This is a genomic window from Ruegeria sp. ANG-R (assembly GCF_000813985.1).
In the GTDB taxonomy this organism is placed as follows: Bacteria; Pseudomonadota; Alphaproteobacteria; order Rhodobacterales; family Rhodobacteraceae; genus Ruegeria.
Genome location: NZ_JWLJ01000001.1, coordinates 1,615,965 through 1,634,735, shown reverse-complemented (window position 1 = coordinate 1,634,735; position 18,771 = coordinate 1,615,965). Strand labels below are relative to the sequence as shown.

Genomic DNA, 18,771 nt, shown 5'->3' with positions numbered 1-18,771 from the left:
AACAAGGCCCGGCCCATGTCCACCTGCGTTTTCATCCAGATCCGTTGCAAACCCGGCACCACTTACAAGGTGGCCGAAGATATTGCCCTGCGCGAAATCCACTCGGAACTGTATTCCACCAGCGGCGAATACGACCTGCTGCTGAAACTCTACATCCCTCAGACCGAGGATGTGGGTCATTTCATAAACGAAAACCTGCTGGTGATTCCCGACATCGAACGCTCGCTGACCACAATGACGTTCAAGGCTTTTTAGCCCAGTTCAAACGTCGTAACGCCAAAGATGCGATCCAGATCGATGTCCGGTTCGTGATCTGAATACATCCGCGCCGTTTCAAAGACCTTGTCCAGTCCAAGTTCGTCGGCCAGCGCAAAGGCCGACCGGTTGGGCTGGGGCATATCGACGAACACTTCGTGCTCGTTGTGGTCTTCGGGGATTGCGGTCAGTATCGCGCCCAGCAAAGCTTGCGCGATATCGGTCGTATCTGCAAACAAAGGGCCAACCTTATACCCCGTGAGGCAGGGGCGCAGGGTTGCGTAGCCCCTGACCCTGCCATTCTCGGTATAGACTTTAGACACATGGCTGTAGGCGCTCAGCCAGCTTTCCAGAAACAAATCGCGTGGTGCAGGAAACAGTTTGCGGTCATAGGACTTCAACTCGTCGGAAGCGCGAGCCAGATCGGTGATCTGATCGTCGCGCCCGTGTTCCAGCTTTTTCAGCATCCGGCGCTTTGTTCCGGCAAAGCGATAGTTGTTATAGGCAAAGGTAAAGCCGGACTTGCGGTAATTGTCCTGTTGCTCGACCACGCCATCCAAACCCATATTGCGCCCTTCGCAATGCGCTATTGCCTGTTGGGCGATCTCTAGACCATGGCCGTGGTGGCGAAATTCGGGCTTTACGATGTAGAAACCCAGGAACGAGAACGCGTCGTCGTAGTTCACCGCTGATACGGATGCGATCATCTCGCCGCCCAGAAACCCGCCCAGAAATCCGTCCGGATCGGTCGGGCGAAAGCATTCGGCATCATGTACTCCCGGGTTCCATCCTTCGCGCCCGGCCCAATCCACGGCGTGCTGGACCTCGGCAGCGGTGAGGGGGCGAATGACATAGTCCGACATGGGCGAATTCCGTGCATGAGTGAAATCATGGCCACAATGGCGCAAAGCATTCGACAGGACCAGCATGTTCGGAAAGTTTGGTATCTGGAGCGGGCGAGGCGATTCGAACGCCCGACCCTAACCTTGGCAAGGTTATGCTCTACCCCTGAGCTACGCCCGCATCAGATACATATGTTGGTCCGAAGACCTCTCAATGGAGCGGGCGAGGCGATTCGAACGCCCGACCCTAACCTTGGCAAGGTTATGCTCTACCCCTGAGCTACGCCCGCGCCGTTGAGTGAGGAGGGATGTATAAACTCCCACGCAGGGCTGCAAGAGGAAAATGCGGGCCGTCGGCAAATTTCTTTCGACGGAAACCCGAGCCTGAAGCGTTCAACAGCAATTAGAACGCAAACAACTTGAATAGGGCGGTGAAACAATGATCGGAGTCTCAGATATCAAGGCCATGGTCCTGGGCCTAATGATCATCCTGGCGATTGTGGTGTCGAAATTCGAGGATGGCCAGGATGAGCGTGTCAGCCCTCATCTTGCAACTGCCGATCGGGCGGGGTTGCATCAGGTACTGGGATAATCTCTCGCAGTTGGGTCAAACTGCGAGAACAAGACATGCGATGGCCGCGACCAGAATCGCGACGAAGGTCAGACCCATTCCGATTTGTCGTAGGATGATGGTTTGCGGCGTCTTGCCAAAACCATACGCGTGCAACACCCGGCCTGCGAGCAGCATCAGCCCCAGCAGGTTCACAAGCCATCCGCCTGCGCCCTGCAGTTCCGTCATTGCGATCAGCAACAGCGCAAAGGGTGCATATTCCGCGCAGTTCGCCTGCGTCCGCATCGCCTTGATCATGGCCTTGTCCCCGTGATCCCCGACCGAGATCTTACCCCTCCGACGTTGCAGGATCACGTTCACACTGAGCGCAACGAATAAAAATGCGATCAGCGCAGCGTAGATAGGGGTAATGGTCAGCATCCGAGGTCTCCGCTTGGAAATGAAAAAGGCCGCGCAGAGATCCGCGCGGCCCTGTTTATCCTAGATTGATATCCGGCTTATTCCAGCTCGACCAGCAGGTCCTTGGCGTCAATCTGGCCACCGGGCTGGACGTGGACAGCCTTGACCACCGCGTCACGTTCGGCATGGATGCCGGTTTCCATCTTCATGGCCTCGATGGTCAGCAGCAGATCGCCCTCTTTGATCTCCTGACCGGCGGAGACGGCGATGGTTGCAACGACACCGGGCATCGGCGCACCGATGTGATTGGCGTTGCCAATCTCGGCCTTGGGGCGCTGCGCGGTTGTTGCTTTGACCAGACGGTTAGGCACCCGGACCACGCGCGGTTGGCCGTTGAGTTCAAAGAAGACGCGTACCTCGCCATTCTCGTCGGTTTCACCGATCGCCTGACACCGGATTTCCAGTGTTTTGCCAGGGTCGATCTCGGCAGTGATCTCTTCGCCGGGCTCCATGCCGTAGAAGAAGGTCCGTGTGGGCAGCGCGCGGACCGGGCCATAGCTGCGGTGTCGCCCCATGTAGTCCAGGAAGACCTTGGGGTACATCAGATACCCGTTCAGATCCTCATCATCGATTTCCTTGCCGTCCAGCTGCTTTGACAGATCGGCACGGGCGGCTTCCAGATCAACCGCTTCGACATGCTTTCCGGGGCGTTCGGTGTTTGGTGTTTCACCTTTCAGGGCTTTGTTGATGATCGTATCCGGGAACCCTCCCGGAGGCTGACCAAGATTGCCGCGCATCATATCAATGACCGAATCCGGAAACGCCACGTCGGTCGAGGGGTTTTCCACGTCAGCCCGGGTCAGGTTTTGGCTGACCATCATCAGAGCCATATCGCCAACAACCTTCGATGAGGGCGTCACCTTCACTATATCGCCGAACATCTGGTTTACGTCGGCATACATCTGGGCAACCTCGTGCCAGCGCTCTTCCAACCCCAGGCTGCGCGCCTGCGCCTTGAGGTTGGTGAACTGGCCGCCTGGCATTTCGTGCAGATAAACCTCGGACGCGGGGGCCTGCAGCCCGGATTCAAACGCCGCATACTGGCCGCGCACCGCCTCAAAATAATCGCTGATCTCGCGGATGGCCTTGATGTCCAGCCCGGTATCACGCTCGGTATGACGCAGGGCCTCGACCACGGTGCCCAGCGTCGCCTGAGATGTGTTGCCCGAGAACGCATCCATCGCGCAATCCACCGCATCCACGCCGGCCTCGGAGGCTGCCAGAATGGTGGCGCTGGCGATACCAGCCGTGTCGTGGGTGTGGAAGTGGATCGGCAGCCCAACCTCTTCTTTCAGCGCGCGGATCAGAACCCGGGCCGAGCTTGGTTTCAGCAGGCCGGCCATGTCTTTCAGGCCCAAAACATGCGCGCCCGCGTCGCGCAGTTCTTTCGCCATGCCGACATAGTACTTCAGGTCGTACTTGGCACGATCCGGGTCGAGGATATCGCCGGTATAACACACGGTTCCTTCACAGATTTTGCCGTTTTCAACGACGGCATCCATGGCGACACGCATGTTCTCAACCCAGTTGAGCGAGTCGAACACGCGGAATACATCGATGTTCTGCGCAGCTTGTCGCACGAACTCCTGCACAACGTTGTCGGGATAGTTGGTGTAACCAACTCCGTTCGCACCGCGCAGCAGCATCTGTGTCATCAGGTTCGGCATCGCCTCGCGCAGATCACGCAGGCGCTGCCACGGGCATTCCTGCAGGAAGCGATAGGCCACGTCGAAGGTTGCGCCGCCCCAGCATTCAACGCTAAACAGTTGCGGCAAGTTGGCCGCATAGGTTGGCGCTACCTTGATCATGTCGATCGAACGCATCCGCGTCGCCAGCAGCGACTGGTGCCCGTCACGCATGGTGGTGTCGGTGATCAGCAGCTGGCGCTGTGCCTTCATCCAGTCGGCCACCGCCTGCGGGCCTTTTTGCTCCAGCAGGTTGCGGGTGCCCATCTGAGGATCAGCTTTCGGCGCGGGCGGGCGTGCCTCTTTCAGGTCGGGGCGCGGCGTCGGGCGGTCTTTGGTTTCGGGGTGCCCGTTCACGGTGATGTCTGCGATATAGTTCAGAACCTTGGTGCCCCGGTCGCGGCGCTTCTTGAACAGGAACAGGTCGGGCGTCTCGTCAATGAACTTGGTGGTGTATTCATTCGACAGGAACGTCGGGTGCTTCAGCAGGTTTTCGACAAAGGCGATGTTGGTCGAGACACCACGTACACGGAATTCGCGCAGCGCCCGGTCCATTCGGGCAATGGCCTTTTCAGGGGTCGGTGCCCAGGCAGTCACCTTGGTCAACAGCGAGTCGTAGTAGCGCGTGATCACACCGCCCGCATAGGCGGTGCCGCCATCCAGACGGATACCCATGCCCGTGGCCGAGCGATAGGCGGTGATACGGCCATAATCCGGGATGAAGTTGTTCAGCGGGTCTTCTGTAGTAACGCGCGTTTGCAGCGCATGGCCGTTCAGGCGGATATCATCCTGGTTGGCTTTGCCGGTGGCCTCGGCCAGTGTCTTGCCTTCGGCGATCAGGATCTGAGCCTGCACGATATCGATGCCGGTGACTTCTTCGGTGACGGTGTGCTCTACCTGAACGCGTGGGTTCACTTCGATGAAGTAGAATTTGCCGGTGTTCATATCCATCAGGAATTCGACGGTGCCCGCGCATTCATAGTTCACGTGGGCGCAGATGCGGCGGCCCAGCTCACAGATTTCGGCCCGCTGTTCATCGGTCAGGTAAGGGGCAGGGGCGCGTTCCACGACCTTTTGGTTCCGGCGCTGAACCGAACAGTCGCGTTCATAGAGGTGATAAATCTCGCCATGTTTGTCGCCCAGAATCTGCACCTCGACATGGCGGGCGCGGGTGATCATCTTTTCCAGATACCCCTCGCCATTGCCAAAGGCGGCCTCGGCCTCGCGGCGGCCTTCCAGCACCTTTTCCTCCAACTCATCCTCGGACAGAATCGGGCGCATCCCGCGTCCGCCGCCGCCCCAGCTGGCTTTCAGCATCAGCGGGTATCCGATCTCGGCTGCTTCGGCCTTGATGGCCTCCATGTCGTCGCCCAGGACTTCGGTTGCGGGGATGACCGGCACGTCGGCGGCAATCGCAACCTTCCGCGCACTGGCCTTGTCACCAAGCGCACGCATGGTCTCGGCCTTGGGGCCGATGAAGGTGATCCCGTTCTGAACACAGGCATCCACGAAATCCGGGTTCTCGGACAACAGGCCATAGCCCGGGTGGATCGCGTCGGCGCCGCATTCCTTGGCCACACGAATAATCTCATCGATCGACAGGTAGGCGGCGACCGGGCCCAGATCCGCGCCGATGCGATAGGCCTCGTCCGCCTTGAACCGGTGCAGGCCCAACTTATCTTCCTCGGCGAAGACCGCGACGGTGCGTTTGCCCATCTCGTTGGCTGCACGCATCACGCGTATGGCAATCTCGCCGCGATTGGCGATGAGGATCTTGTTGAAGTCAGTCATGGCAGGTCCCGGTCTTTATAGGTGTGGCCTAGTGATTAGGCGGACAATACGGCCACGTACATCTGTAGTTCTGGGTAGAACCGGCATGTTATCGCTCGCAAACGCCGCCTTTTGGCGCTTTTCTTTTACACATGCTGCGCCGCAGCATCAAATGTTGTATTTTTGTTGGCACAAATGATCTGTTTCGGATGTTGCAGGATTCAGAGCCATCCTGAGGAACAGTCGCAAAAAAATCGCCTGGAATATACCACTGCACTGACATCGCTGATATGAATCTCGGATGGAACCGGTCAGCGCCGGGCATTCCATGAGCGACTTGAAGACCGCACGCCCCGTCAAACGAATCGGGGCCTGCAGGGATCGCATCAATTGACCATCAAGACCGCAAACCTAACGTATGCCTTATGCCGTGAGGAATGCGATGCGGATCAAATCCGGTGCGGTTTCCCCGGTCGCGATCAGGCTGCTGAGCACTTGGGCGCGGGCTGAGCTGTTTGCGCGTTCTCACGACCCTTGTTAGCCGTAGGTTCGACGATTGTCCCGGATCGCGCCACCTGTACCTGATTTCGCCCCTTGTCCTTGGCGGCATATAGCGCGTCATCCGCTGCACGCATCAGGTCCTGAGGCATCACACCATGCGCTGGATAGTGCGCTACCCCGACCGAGATGGTGATGCGCGGCAGAGATTTCTCACCATACCGGACCGAGACTGCCTCAACCGCCTGCCGTATCTGCTCGGCTCGGGTCATGGCGTCGTCCGGAGTGTTGTCCGGCAAGATCAGCATGAATTCCTCACCTCCAATTCGGCAGGCGATTTCATCCCGGTCACATCCCTGTTCCAAGGCTGATCCAACTGCGCGGAGCACCATGTCCCCGGCGTCATGCCCATGGGTGTCGTTGAACTTTTTGAAATGATCCACGTCCACCGCGATCAGACTCAACGGGGCACCGGTCTGCTGGCTCCGACCGATGGATTTGCGCAACGTCTCGGTCATATGGCGGCGATTGAACAACCCTGTCAGCGGATCACGCACCGATTGGTCATGTAGCTGATCACGCATTCGCACGTTGGCAATCGCCATGCTGATCTGTTCCGCACATAGCTGCGCCAGTTTTTTGCTGTCATGAAACGCCTCTCCACTGCCCTCATGAGCGCGCAGATGCAGCAGGCCAACGGTTTCGCCATGGGCAAGAATTGGAAAGCAGAAATACGGCCGTCCGTCATGCGGTTCGGCATGTTCGCAGACAAAATCGATCTCTGATGCACCAAATTCATATGTCCGCCCGCGCCTCAGGCCCCAGCAGCCCTCGGGGTGGATATGCGCCTTGTGCGATCCGCCGTTCCAACTGGCGCACCCGTCCAGAACATCGCGCGAGTTGGAATAGACATACACGCTCCCCTCGGCTTCGGGCAGGATATGGGTCATAAAGCGCGACACCATGTCGAACAATTCGTCCAAAGATCGGCTGGATTGCAGCCATTCATTCAACTCACCCAACAAGCGGACTTCGCGCGCCAGCCGCAACTGATCGTCCATCAGTTCTCGTTCCTTGGCCGCGCGAATGCGCAGGTCGCGCACCTGCGTGCGATTCGCGCGGTAGATCACCAGAATCACCGCCGTCAGCGCCAGCAGGGCCACGCCGCACAAAACGGCCAGAGACCATCGGACGCGCGTAATGAACAAATCTCTCTGAGGCGTGATGTCGGTATAGAACTCGATCGCGCCCAGAAACTGTCCGTCCTTGATGACCGGCGTGTAAATCTCAGCCACATGACAGGTCTTCTTGCCCGAGCCCGCCATCACCTCGTGATTCAGCCCGCTGACTTCGGAAATCGGTTTTTCCTCGTGTTTGTAGTACGAGCCGCCAGCGGCGAGGATTTCGGAGAAATAGGGTTTCGCGTTGACTGATCCGATATCTGCGGCGCGTGTTGACCAAAAAACACGGCCCTCGCTGTCGAACAGTTTAAAGCGGTAAATGTCCGAAGTTTCGGGCAGAAGCTCCAGAAATTCCTGATCGTGATCGTCCAGAATGCCGTGTTTGAAGGTCGCCTCGACATCGTGCAGATGGGACGCGACCTGCTGATTCAACTGCGCCGCGCGGTGTCGCAAATCCGATTCCAGCATCCGGTCGACCACCGGGGCCGGGATCGCGTAAATTCCCCAACCCGCCAGCGCTGTCAGTGCCACGAGCATTAGCGAGATGCCTGCGATCTTCAGGCCTGACGTCCGGCCCACATTGTCACTCTGTTTCATATCCCGTGCTCCCACAGCTCTTGCGTCAGCATCATTGGCAAGGTTTGACAGGGGGTTAATGGCGCCGAGACGTTTGTTTAGAATTGAGCGGACCGCGCGACAAATCCTCTGCGAACAAGCCGTGAACACCCCTTTCCCTTAGCGCCCATCCGGCGTAGTTTGAAGTCATGAGCAGTTTTGACGAAATGGACGCCTTCGAAGGCGCATCGCTGTCGGCGCGGGCGATGGTTCGCAGGTCACCACCGGATGACCGTCATTTGAGTGACTTGAACTCGGCGCAAGAGAAAGCCGCTAAACAGATCACTGGGCCGGTTTTGATTCTTGCGGGTGCAGGGACGGGGAAAACAAAAACTCTGATGGCGCGATTGGCGCAGCTCATCAAACATAATCACGCATCTCCGCATCAGATACTTGCGGTGACTTTCACCAATAAAGCTGCGCGTGAGATGGCAGAAAGATTGGCGAAGACCCCATTTGAACTGGATCACCCGATCAGATGGATGGGCACTTTCCACTCCCTCAGTGCAAAGTTGTTGCGTCGTCATGCGGAACTGGTCAATCTAAAATCGAACTTCACAATTCTGGATGCCGACGACCAGCTACGTTTGCTTAAGCAGTTGCTTAAGGCCAACAATATCGATGAGAAGCGTTGGCCGCCGCGCCATCTGGCAGGAATCATCGATGATTGGAAGAATCGAGCACTGACACCGGACAAGGTTCCCGCTGCGGACGCCGGAGCCTTTAATAACCGAGGTATTGAGCTCTACGCCCAGTACCAAAATCGTCTGCGTGAATTGAATGCAGCGGATTTCGGCGATCTTTTGCTGCACATGGTCACGATTTTCCAGACGCACCCGGACGTGTTGGAGCAATACCAGCGCTGGTTCCGGTACATCCTCGTCGATGAGTATCAGGATGCCAACGTCGCTCAGTATCTCTGGCTGCGCCTGCTAGCCGGAGGGCACAAGAACATTTGTTGCGTAGGAGATGACGATCAGTCGATATACGGTTGGCGTGGGGCTGAGGTCGGAAACATTCTGCGATTTGAGAAGGATTTCCCTGGGGCAGAGGTCGTAAAGCTGGAGCAGAACTATCGCTCGACTCAACATATTCTGGCGGCTGCGTCCAATGTCATTCGTGGCAATGAGAGCCGACTGGGCAAAGAGCTTTGGACGGCTGCAACGAGTGGAGAAAAGGTCAGCCTGATCGGTCATTGGGATGGTGAGGAGGAAGCTCGCTGGATTGGAGAGAAGATCGAGGACCTTGCCAACGGTAGTTCACCTTTCGCTAAACGAAGGCAAAACTCTCGATCAGAACAAATGATGAAAGAGGTGGAGCGTCTCGACGAATTGGGCGCACTACGAGAGCTTAATAGTAGAGAGCAAGTTCTTGATCATTTGAAGGAGCACAAGAGCTACTTTGCGGAAGAGGGCTTTTGGGCGGAAGAAAGTAACCAAGACCTCGTCTGGGAGTTAACAATGAGGCAACAAGAGGGGCTTTCCTTGGAAGCTCCTTTCCAAAGATTCGATCTCAACGAAATCGCCATCCTCGTCCGCGCCTCGCACCAGATGCGCGCGTTTGAGGATCGGTTTCTGACCATCGGACTGCCTTATAAGGTGATTGGTGGCCCTCGGTTCTATGAGCGAATGGAGATTCGCGATGCCATGGCCTATTTCCGGCTGGTGGTCAGCCCCGAGGATGATCTGGCGTTCGAGCGGATCGTGAACACGCCCAAGCGCGGCCTCGGCGACAAGGCACAGCAGACGATTCAGGTGACCGCGCGTGAACACGGGGTGTCTCTGATTGAGGGTGCGCGGATCGCGGTTCGGAATGGTCTGATCAAGGGCAAGGGCGGCAAGGCGCTGCGTGAGTTGGTCGACGGGCTGGCGCGATGGAACGCGATGACGCGAGGGCCTCGGATCGAGGTGGATGACGATACGGTGATCGATGACGGTGTCTCGCCGATCCGCTACGGCGAACCCGAGCATACGCATATCGAACTGGCGCAGATCGTGCTGGATGAATCCGGCTATACCGCACACTGGCAGAACGAAAAGACGCCCGAAGCGCCGGGGCGACTGGAAAACCTCAAGGAACTGGTCAACCAGCTGGATAATTTCGAGAACCTGCAGGGGTTTTTGGAACATGTCAGCCTCGTCATGGACAATGAGCAGGACGGCGACGGGGCCAAGGTCTCGATCATGACCCTGCACGCGGCCAAGGGGCTGGAGTTTCCCGCCGTGTTCCTGCCGGGGTGGGAGGACGGGCTGTTCCCCTCGCAGCGGTCGATGGACGAGCAGGGGATCAAGGGCCTCGAAGAGGAGCGGCGGCTGGCTTATGTGGGCATCACGCGGGCGGAAGAAGTCTGTACCATTTCCTTTGCCGCCAACCGGCGGGTGTTCGGGCAGTGGCAGAATTCGATGCCGTCGCGGTTCATTGATGAACTGCCCGAGGATCATGTCGAGGTGCTGACGGCGTCGGGGCTATATGGTGGTAGTCAGCAGACCACTGGCATTGAAACCCGCGCGGCCGAGGCGAATGTTTATAATTCTCCGGGCTGGAAACGGATGCAGGCGCGGCAGGGGCAATACGGGATGTCTCAACCCAAAGAAAGCCGGAATACGGTGATTGATGCGACCGCTGTGGCCAGCTTCACGGTGGGTGAGCGGGTATTTCATCAGAAATTCGGTTACGGCGCGGTGACGGGGATTGAGGGCGACAAGGTCGAAGTCGACTTCGACAAGGCGGGGGTGAAGAAAGTGGTCTCGCGCTTTCTGACCGCAAAGGACGACGTGCCGTTCTGAGTTTTTGCGAGGCTCTGCCTCGCGCTCCGGGATATTTAAGGCCAGGTGAAGCAGGGGGCGTTCGCGCCCTTTTTTGGTTTGGTCAAAGAAAAACGGCGGTTCCCAGGGGGGAGGAAGGGGAACCGCCGTTCTTTTCTACATCAAGGCAGGGAGGAGGAAGGCCTCGATGTATCCGAACCCGGGTCTGATCCCGGTATGAGGAAGACGCGGCGACGTCAGGGAGGAGGAGGACGTCGCCGCGCGCTTTCAACATCGAGGCAGGGAGGAGGAGAGCCCCGATGTATCAGGTTCCGGCGGTCAGGGCCGGTATAGGGTGCGGCAACGTCAGGGAGGAGGAAGGACGTTGCCGCGGAAATACAGGTCCGAAAGGGAGGAGGACGGACCTGATCTCGATGTTTCGTGCGCGTTTATTGCGCGATCTGGTCTTCCGTGGCCTGCTGGGCCAGTCTGCGGATCATCGAGCGGTGCAGACCCAGATCGGCGAGTTCGCGATCCGACAGGGCCGACAGTTCGTTAACCGTCTGACGGTACAGGCGATACCGTATGAAACGGGTTTTCACGGTTTCAACCAGTGCGGCGATACCAAACGCCGGGGCGCCTTTCAGCGCGGTTTGTGTGCTTGCGACTGCCATCTTCGTCATCCGTTTGTTCTTGTTGCTACCGACATCGTTCGGCGCTTGCTTGACGGTGAAAATAGGCAAATGCTGCGATTGCACAATACTTCGCGTCGTCAATGCTGCTATGCAGCAAGCGCATGGATTGTCGGGATATTCCGGCCAGCCCTAATAATTGCCTTGAAAATATAGGTTTTCGCGTGCGGATGGGGTTTGGCCGTTTTGAGGCTTTGATTAAGGGTGCCTATACCTTAGGCGGGACTGGCGTTTGTTTGGGCATGTTTCGTCGGTTTTCAGTAGGAGGGAGCATCTCTTGTCTCTGCTCCGGTCGGTGACACAGCGATGATATGGGAAAGTATGGGTCAGGCGTGGGAATGGCCTGTCATGCATCTGTGATTCGTCCTTTGTGGCTGGGTTCTGTTGGGTATTCTCGTGAATTTGCTGCCGGTATGAAAAATTAATGGGAAATCGTGGGAAGAAGTTCTTTGGCTCTATTTTGCATATATATGGTGTATTGTTTTACAATTGGATCAATTTGTAGGGCTTTTCTTCTTGAATTTGATTGATCCGTCCTTGCCTCGATGGGTACAGCGATCTTTTTGGAAAAAAATTCTATTGATTTCCATGAATTCCCATGGCATCCCTTGTGTACCCGATGAGGGCGAGGACAGTTAAGGGGCGCCAAACGACCCCGAACCAAAAATACAAAAACAGGTTTCATACAGGCATCTCGCTTTCATCACTCAACAGATCCGGCGCGCGGGCGAGCAGACATCCCCCCAGGTGGCGCGCGCAGCTGGACATCCCGCACAGCGGGTCAATGCGGCGGGTTGATCAGTGGCAGCAGATCAACCCGCCGTTTTTCATCCGGGGGAACGTGAATTTTGAGGTGGGGCGCAAGCGAAAGGGACAGTCGTCTTGGCGCGCAGGTTTAGAGGTGAAAGCCACCATAAGGTGGACACGAAGGGCAGGGTCTCGATCCCGGCCTCGTTTCGCCGTGTGCTTGAAGCGTCCGATCCCAACTGGCAGCCCGGTGACAATCCTGAACTGGTGATTGTCTATGGCGACCACCGCCGCAAATACCTTGAGTGCTATACGATGGAAGCGATCGACGAGGTGGACGCCAAGATCGACGCGCTGCCGCGTGGCTCGATGCAGCGCCGTATGTTGCAGCGCTTATTCCACGGGCAATCTTTTCCGACCAATGTGGATGAAACCGGCCGACTGGTTCTGCCTGCCAAGTTGCGTAACAAGATCGATCTTGAGAAAGAGGCTTTCTTTATCGCCGCGGGTGACACTTTCCAGATCTGGAAACCCGAGACATACGAGGCCGAAGAACTGGCCACGACCGAGGAATGGCTGGACGATCTGCCAGAGGATTTCGATCCTATGCAGTATCTCGACGGCATCGGGGATGGGTGACGGCATGGCCGGCGCTCAGACTTCATCGGATAAACCTCACATCCCTGTTCTACTGCGCCCATTGTTGGCCGCTGTGGCGCCTGTGTCCGGTGTCTGGCTGGACGGCACCTTCGGCGCTGGCGGGTATACCCGTGGCCTGCTGGAGGCCGGGGCCGAGAAGGTCATTGGTGTGGATCGCGATCCACTGGCCTTTGCAATGGCTGCGGATTGGGCCGGTGAATACGGTGATCGGTTGGTGATGCAGCAGGGCGTGTTTTCGCGCATGGATGAGTATGCGAAAAATTTGGACGGCGTCGTGCTGGACCTTGGCGTTTCTTCAATGCAATTGGATCAAGCAGAACGCGGCTTTTCCTTCATGAAAGATGGCCCGCTGGACATGCGCATGAGCCAGGAGGGTGAGAGCGCCGCTGATCTGGTCAATACGGCAACCGAGGCGCAACTGGCCGACATCCTGTTTCATTTCGGCGAAGAACGCGCCAGCCGTCGCATTGCCAAAGCCATCGTCAAAGCGCGGGCTGATGAAACGATCACAACGACTTTGCGGCTGGTTGAGATTATCGAATCCTGCCTGCCGCGGCCAAAACCCGGCCAATCACACCCGGCGACGCGCAGCTTTCAGGGTCTGCGCATCGCGGTGAATGCGGAATATGAAGAGCTGTTTCAAGGGCTTATGGCGGCTGAGCGCGCCTTGAAGCACGGCGGGCAATTGGCGGTTGTCACCTTCCACTCCATTGAGGACCGTATGGTTAAACGGTTCTTCCAGTCTCGCGCTGGTAAAACCGGACGCGCCAATCGCTATGCGCCTGAGATGGAGCAGGAGAAGCCGCAATTCACGCTCAAAACCCGTAAGGCCGTGGGCCCGGATGAACAGGAACTGCAGGAAAACCCACGCGCACGCTCGGCCAAGCTGCGCGTCGCGGTGCGTACGGATGCTCCGGCGGGGGAAATCGAGGCCCGCGCTATCGGTATGCCGCAACTGGGGGGAAGGGCAAGATGAAGAGTATTTTGTATGTGTTGACTGCTCTGTCCGTTTTCGGATTGGCGCTTTGGGCGTATCAGGAAAACTACCGCACGCAGCAGGTGGTAAGGGAAACGCAATCCCTGCAGCAAAAGATTGGTGTAGCGCAGGCGCGGCTGGCGGTGCTGAATGCAGAATGGGCCTATCTGAACCGGCCCGACCGCCTGCGTGAATTGGCCGACCTGAATTTCGAACGCCTCGGGTTGCTGCCGTTGCGGGCCGAACAGTTCGGGCGCGCGGATCAAATCGCTTATGGCGAGGACCCCGACCTGCCCATCGTTGACCCGATTGAACTGCAGGCGATCACCGAGACACAAGCACTGGGCGAGGTGCAGTTCCCATGACCCGCACACCGCTCCGTCCGCTTGCCCGAATTCTTGACGCCCGTGCCCGTGGTGAAAACCCGAAGGCGATTGAGCGCGAGAATATCCGCCAGCGTCACGAAGACATGAAGGACCGCGCGCGTGCGCGTGCCGAAGGTCGCCTGCTGGTACTGGGCCTGTTCTTTTTCTGTGCGTTCTCGGTCGTGGGCTTCCGCATGGGCGCATTGGCCACCTCCGAAGCGCAGGAACCGCTGGCCAATGCGCCGGGGGCGTCCATAGCGATGCAGCGCGCCAATATTGTTGACCGCGAGGGGCGCATTCTGGCGACCAATCTGGACACCTATTCGGTCTACGCACAGCCCCCCCTGATGATCGACCCTATCGCTGCCGCCGATCAACTGGTCGCAATCTTCCCCGATCTGGAGAAAGAGCGTCTGGTCAAGGACTTCACCGGCAAGCGCAAGTTCCTGTGGATCAAGAAACGGATATCGCCCGAGCAGAAGCAGGCCGTCCATGACATCGGTGATCCGGGCATTCTGTTCGGGCCGCGCGAAATGCGGCTTTATCCCAACGGCCGGCTGGCGGCGCATATTCTGGGCGGCTCGGGTTTTGGTCGCGAAGGCGTCAGCGCCGCCGAGGTGATCGGAGTGGCGGGCGTCGAAAAACAGTTCGACGACTATCTGCGCGACCCTGCTAACGGCAACAAGCCGCTGCAACTGTCACTGGATTTGACCGTTCAGGCGGCGGTCGAACAGGTGCTGTATGGTGGCATGAAGATCATGAACGCCAAGGGGGCCTCGGCCGTTTTGATGAATGCGCATACGGGCGAGGTCGTCTCGGCTGCCTCGTTGCCATCCTTTGACCCGAACGACCGACCGCGCCCGCCGACCTCGGGCTTCGATCCCTCGGACAGCCCGCTGTTCAATCGGTATGTGCAGGGCGTGTACGAGCTGGGATCGGTGTTCAAGATATTCACGGCGGCGCAAGCAGTTCAGCTTGGTTTGGTGAATTCTGAGACCATCATCGACACATCCGGCCCGATGAAAATCGGACGCTTTCCGATTGGTGAGTTCAACGGCAAGAACTACGGCGAAATCAGCGTGGCGGATGTGATCGTACACAGCTCGAACCGCGGCACCGGTCGTCTGGCGCTGCAGATCGGCGGGAAGCGGCAGCAGGAGTTCCTGCGGTCTCTGGGGATGTTCGACCCGACTCCGTTCGAAATTGTCGAGGCCAAGGGCGGCGAGCCACTAAAGCCCAAGAAATGGGGTGAACTGAGCACCGTGACCATTTCGTACGGCCATGGCCTGTCGACCAGCCCGATGCATCTGGCCGCCGGTTACGCCGCGATTGCCAATGGCGGGCACTATGTCAGCCCGACCATCCTGCGCCGCAATGGCCCGCAATACGGTCCTCGCGTGATGTCTGAAAACACGGCCAGTCAGGCGCAACAGATGCTGCGTAAAGTTGTCACCGACGGCACCGCCAGCTTTGGCGATGTGGCAGGCTATGATGTGGCTGGCAAGACGGGCACCGCCGACAAACCCAAGCCGCGTGGTGGCTATTACGATGATAAGGTCATCGCCACCTTCGCGACGATCTTCCCGGCCTACGACCCGAAATATGTGCTGATCGTCACGCTCGATGAGCCGTCCATCGTGGCCTACGGCGAAAAGCGCCGTACAGCGGGTTGGACCGCCGTGCCTGTTGCCGCCGAACTGATCGCGCGCGTCGCGCCGCTGTTGGGCCTCAGACCTCGGCTTGAGCCTGAGGCGCGCGCTGCTATAACGCTGACCTCAAATTAGGCTGTCCGGCGAAAGGTGGGTCATGGGCAATCGGTCAAAGAAACTCAGCGAACTGGCCCTGACCGCGCGGGGCGGGGCGAATCCTGACGTCACCGGATTGGCGGTTGACAGCCGGGAGGTCAGGGAAGGCTTCCTGTTCGCAGCGCTGCCCGGCACCCGCGTTCATGGCGGAGAGTTCATCCAATACGCCCTGCGCATGGGCGCTACCGCCATTCTGACCGATGCAGAAGGGGCAGAAATTGCCGCCGGAGAACTGGCCGCCTCTGACGCGGCGCTGATCGTGACCGAGGACCCCCGTCAGGCCTTGGCCGGCGCTGCGGCTCTGTGGTTCGGTACGCAGCCGCAAACCATCGTGGCCGTTACCGGCACAAACGGCAAAACCTCGATCGCCAGCTTCGTCCGTCAGATCTGGACCGAGCTTGATCTGGCCGCCGTCAACCTCGGCACCACCGGGGTCGAGGGCGCATGGACCGCGCCGCTGGCCCACACCACGCCCGAGCCGATCACGTTGCACCGCTGTCTCGCCGAAGCCGCCGAGAACGGCGTGACCCACGCGGCGATGGAGGCCTCGTCCCACGGCCTCGAACAGCGCCGTCTGGATGGTGTGCATCTGACGGCTGCCGGGTTCTCGAATTTCACGCAAGACCATCTGGATTATCACGACACGTTCGAGGCTTATTTCGCCGCCAAGGCGGGCCTGTTTGACCGGGTGCTGCCCGAGGATGGTGTCGCGGTGATTAACCTCAGCGATCCGAAGGGCGCAGAGATGCGCAAGATCGCCGAAGCGCGCGGTCAGAATGTCATTACAGTGGGGCCTGAGGGCTCTGACCTTTGCTTGCTGAAACAACGCTTTGACGCAACCGGACAGGACCTGCGCTTTTCATGGCGCGGCAAGGTTCATCAAACCCGCCTGAACCTGATCGGCGGGTTTCAGGCCGAAAACGTCCTGCTGGCCTGCGGCCTGGTCATCGCCGCCGGAGAAGACCCCGACCGCGTGTTCGAAACCCTGCCGCATCTAACCACCGTCCGGGGTCGGATGCAGTTGGCCGCGACGCGCGAAAACGGCGCGGCGGTGTTTGTCGATTACGCGCATACCCCCGACGCCGTCGCCACCGCGCTGAAGGCGATGCGCCCGCACGTCATGGGCCGCCTGATCGCCATCGTCGGCGCTGGCGGTGACCGCGACGCCACCAAGCGCCCGCTGATGGGGCGGGCTGCGGCAGAAAACGCCGATCTGGTCTTTGTCACCGACGATAACCCGCGCAGCGAGGACCCGGCCACCATCCGGGCTGCCGTCATGCTGGGCGCACCTGAGGCGACCGAGGTCGGTGACCGCGCCGAGGCCATCCTGCGTGGCATCGACGCCCTGCAACCCGGCGATGCTCTGCTGATCGCGGGCAAGGGGCACGAAACCGGCCAGATCGTCGGCGATCAGGTTCTGCCCTTCGATGACGTGGAACAGGCTAGCATTTCGGTCGCCGCCTTGGACGGGAGGGTCGCATGACACTGTGGACCGCAGCCGAGGCCGCCGAGGCCACCAAGGGGCGCACCACCGCTGATTGGGAGGCGACGGGCGTTTCCATCGACACCCGCACCCTGCAACCCGGAGACCTGTTCGTGGCTCTCAAAGCCGCTCGCGACGGTCATGATTTCGTGGCACAAGCGCTGGAGAAAGGCGCGGGCGCGGCACTGGTCTCATATATTCCCGAAGGCGTATCCGAGGATGCGCCGTTGTTGATCGTCGATGACGTGCAGGCCGGGCTGGAAGCGCTTGGGCAAGCCGCCCGGCAGCGCTGCGCCGCGCGTGTTGTCGGGGTGACCGGCAGTGTCGGCAAGACCTCGACCAAGGAAATGCTGGCCAGCATTCTGGAAACGCAAGGGAAAACCCATGCCAGCGTCGCCAGCTATAACAACCATTGGGGTGTGCCGCTGACGCTGGCCCGGATGCCTCGCGACACCGAATTTGCCGTGATCGAGATCGGTATGAACCATCCCGGCGAGATCGCCCCTCTGGCTCGTCAGGCTCAGCCGCATGTGGGATTGGTGACCACAGTGGCAGCTGTCCACCTGGAGGCGTTCGAGAACGTCGCGGGCATTGCCCGTGAAAAAGCCGCGATCTTTGACGGGCTGACGCCGGGAGGCGCGGCCATCGTGAATGCCGATATCGAACATGCTGACATCCTGCGCGCCTGTGCCCGGGACAGGGATGCGAAGGTCGTGGACTTTGGCCGCGATGCGCGGGATTACACTCTGACAGACGTGGCGCAGGGGCCGAACAGCGTGCAGGCGCACGGGGTTGCCGACGGCAAAGTCATCTCATTTGACGTTCAGTCTGCCGGTACCCATTTCGCAATGAACGCGTTGGGCGCTCTGGCCGCCTGCGTCGAAATGGGCGTCGATCTGGATCAGGCCATTGCTGGCCTGCGTCGCTGGTCGCCGGTCAAGGGGCGCGGCGTGCGTGAAGTGATCGCTTTGTCGACTGGAGGTCAGATCGAACTGCTGGACGACAGCTATAACGCCAACCCAACCTCGATGGAGGCCGCTTTGGATGTATTGGCTGCGTCGGCTGGAAAACGCAAAATCGCCTTTCTGGGCGATATGAAGGAACTGGGTGCGCAGGAGCAGGCGATGCACGCTGCGATGGCGGACGTGACCGCGATGGCGCAGATCGATCGGGTGCACTGCATCGGCCCTTTGATGCGGGCGTTGCATGACGCTCTGCCCGAAGACAAGCGCGGGCTCTGGACCGAGACCAGTGCGCACGTGGCTGCGCGGCTGCCCGAGTTGATCCGTGATGGCGATACGGTGCTGGCCAAGGGCTCGCTGAGCATGGCGCTGGCGTGCATTGTTGACGGTCTGCGGAAAATGGGGCAAGGGGGCGCGCTTGAGTGATATACGCGCTGCGGATGCCCGTGCGAGAAAGGTTT

Annotated in this window: 14 protein-coding genes and 2 tRNA genes; 9 read left to right on the top strand and 7 right to left on the bottom strand. The window is 59.0% G+C overall.

Features of this window, described 5'->3' with window-relative positions; translation table 11 throughout:
- Window positions 1–15 precede the first annotated feature (15 nt).
- Window positions 16–255 carry an Lrp/AsnC ligand binding domain-containing protein gene (locus RA27_RS08125; protein WP_039537202.1) on the top strand — a complete coding sequence of 80 codons (240 nt, stop codon included), beginning with the start codon at window positions 16–18 and terminating at the stop codon, window positions 253–255.
- Here RA27_RS08125 and RA27_RS08120 read toward each other — a convergent pair.
- The 3 genes from RA27_RS08120 to RA27_RS08110 form a co-directional block, all read right to left on the bottom strand.
- Window positions 252–1,118: a GNAT family N-acetyltransferase gene (locus tag RA27_RS08120; protein ID WP_039537199.1), complete on the bottom strand. Its 867-nt coding sequence runs from the start codon at window positions 1,116–1,118 to the stop codon at window positions 252–254. The two genes, RA27_RS08125 and RA27_RS08120, sit on opposite strands and share 4 nt — an antisense overlap.
- A gap of 85 nt (window positions 1,119–1,203) precedes the next feature.
- Window positions 1,204–1,278, bottom strand: a tRNA-Gly gene (locus tag RA27_RS08115).
- 34 nt (window positions 1,279–1,312) lie between these two features.
- Window positions 1,313–1,387, bottom strand: a tRNA-Gly gene (locus RA27_RS08110).
- A 149-nt stretch (window positions 1,388–1,536) separates the two neighbouring features.
- Between RA27_RS08110 and RA27_RS24375 the strand changes: the two genes are divergently transcribed.
- Window positions 1,537–1,689, top strand: a complete 153-nt coding sequence (locus tag RA27_RS24375) for a hypothetical protein (RefSeq protein ID WP_193746479.1) — start codon at window positions 1,537–1,539, stop codon at window positions 1,687–1,689.
- A gap of 15 nt (window positions 1,690–1,704) precedes the next feature.
- Here the strand turns inward: RA27_RS24375 and RA27_RS08105 are convergent, their stop codons facing one another.
- The 3 genes from RA27_RS08105 to RA27_RS08095 form a co-directional block, all read right to left on the bottom strand.
- Window positions 1,705–2,088: an MAPEG family protein gene (locus tag RA27_RS08105; RefSeq protein WP_082025040.1), complete on the bottom strand. Its 384-nt coding sequence runs from the start codon at window positions 2,086–2,088 to the stop codon at window positions 1,705–1,707.
- Window positions 2,089–2,165: 77 nt separating this feature from the next.
- Window positions 2,166–5,603 carry a pyruvate carboxylase gene (locus RA27_RS08100; RefSeq protein ID WP_039536541.1) on the bottom strand — a complete coding sequence of 1,146 codons (3,438 nt, stop codon included), beginning with the start codon at window positions 5,601–5,603 and terminating at the stop codon, window positions 2,166–2,168.
- A gap of 458 nt (window positions 5,604–6,061) precedes the next feature.
- On the bottom strand, window positions 6,062–7,858 hold the full coding sequence (locus tag RA27_RS08095; protein WP_082025039.1) for a diguanylate cyclase: 1,797 nt from the start codon (window positions 7,856–7,858) through the stop codon (window positions 6,062–6,064).
- A 167-nt stretch (window positions 7,859–8,025) separates the two neighbouring features.
- On the opposite strand from RA27_RS08095, the gene RA27_RS08090 reads away from it, so the two are divergent.
- Complete coding sequence (locus tag RA27_RS08090) at window positions 8,026–10,662, top strand: UvrD-helicase domain-containing protein (protein ID WP_039536539.1); 2,637 nt, start codon at window positions 8,026–8,028, stop codon at window positions 10,660–10,662.
- 407 nt (window positions 10,663–11,069) lie between these two features.
- On the opposite strand, the gene RA27_RS08085 is transcribed toward RA27_RS08090, so the two are convergent.
- Window positions 11,070–11,294, bottom strand: a complete 225-nt coding sequence (locus tag RA27_RS08085) for a DUF1127 domain-containing protein (RefSeq protein WP_039537189.1) — start codon at window positions 11,292–11,294, stop codon at window positions 11,070–11,072.
- A 900-nt stretch (window positions 11,295–12,194) separates the two neighbouring features.
- Here RA27_RS08085 and mraZ point away from each other — a divergent pair.
- The 6 genes from mraZ to murF are packed head-to-tail and all read left to right on the top strand — an operon-like array spanning window position 12,195 to window position 18,736.
- Entirely contained in the window at window positions 12,195–12,698 is a 504-nt protein-coding gene (gene mraZ, locus RA27_RS08080; RefSeq protein WP_082025038.1) for a division/cell wall cluster transcriptional repressor MraZ, read from the top strand.
- A gap of 4 nt (window positions 12,699–12,702) precedes the next feature.
- The gene (gene rsmH / locus RA27_RS08075; protein WP_039537186.1) at window positions 12,703–13,695 is read left to right on the top strand and encodes a 16S rRNA (cytosine(1402)-N(4))-methyltransferase RsmH; all 993 of its coding nucleotides are present in this window, start codon (window positions 12,703–12,705) and stop codon (window positions 13,693–13,695) included.
- Window positions 13,692–14,060: a cell division protein FtsL gene (locus RA27_RS08070; RefSeq protein ID WP_039536536.1), complete on the top strand. Its 369-nt coding sequence runs from the start codon at window positions 13,692–13,694 to the stop codon at window positions 14,058–14,060. The genes rsmH and RA27_RS08070 overlap by 4 nt, the downstream gene beginning before the upstream one ends.
- Window positions 14,057–15,844 carry a penicillin-binding protein 2 gene (locus tag RA27_RS08065; RefSeq protein ID WP_039536534.1) on the top strand — a complete coding sequence of 596 codons (1,788 nt, stop codon included), beginning with the start codon at window positions 14,057–14,059 and terminating at the stop codon, window positions 15,842–15,844. Before RA27_RS08070 ends, RA27_RS08065 begins: the two co-directional genes overlap by 4 nt.
- Window positions 15,845–15,866: 22 nt before the next feature.
- Window positions 15,867–17,348: a UDP-N-acetylmuramoyl-L-alanyl-D-glutamate--2,6-diaminopimelate ligase gene (locus RA27_RS08060; protein WP_039536533.1), complete on the top strand. Its 1,482-nt coding sequence runs from the start codon at window positions 15,867–15,869 to the stop codon at window positions 17,346–17,348.
- Window positions 17,345–18,736, top strand: a complete 1,392-nt coding sequence (murF, locus tag RA27_RS08055) for a UDP-N-acetylmuramoyl-tripeptide--D-alanyl-D-alanine ligase (protein ID WP_039536531.1) — start codon at window positions 17,345–17,347, stop codon at window positions 18,734–18,736. The genes RA27_RS08060 and murF overlap by 4 nt, the downstream gene beginning before the upstream one ends.
- The last annotated feature ends 35 nt before the right edge of the window (window positions 18,737–18,771 follow it).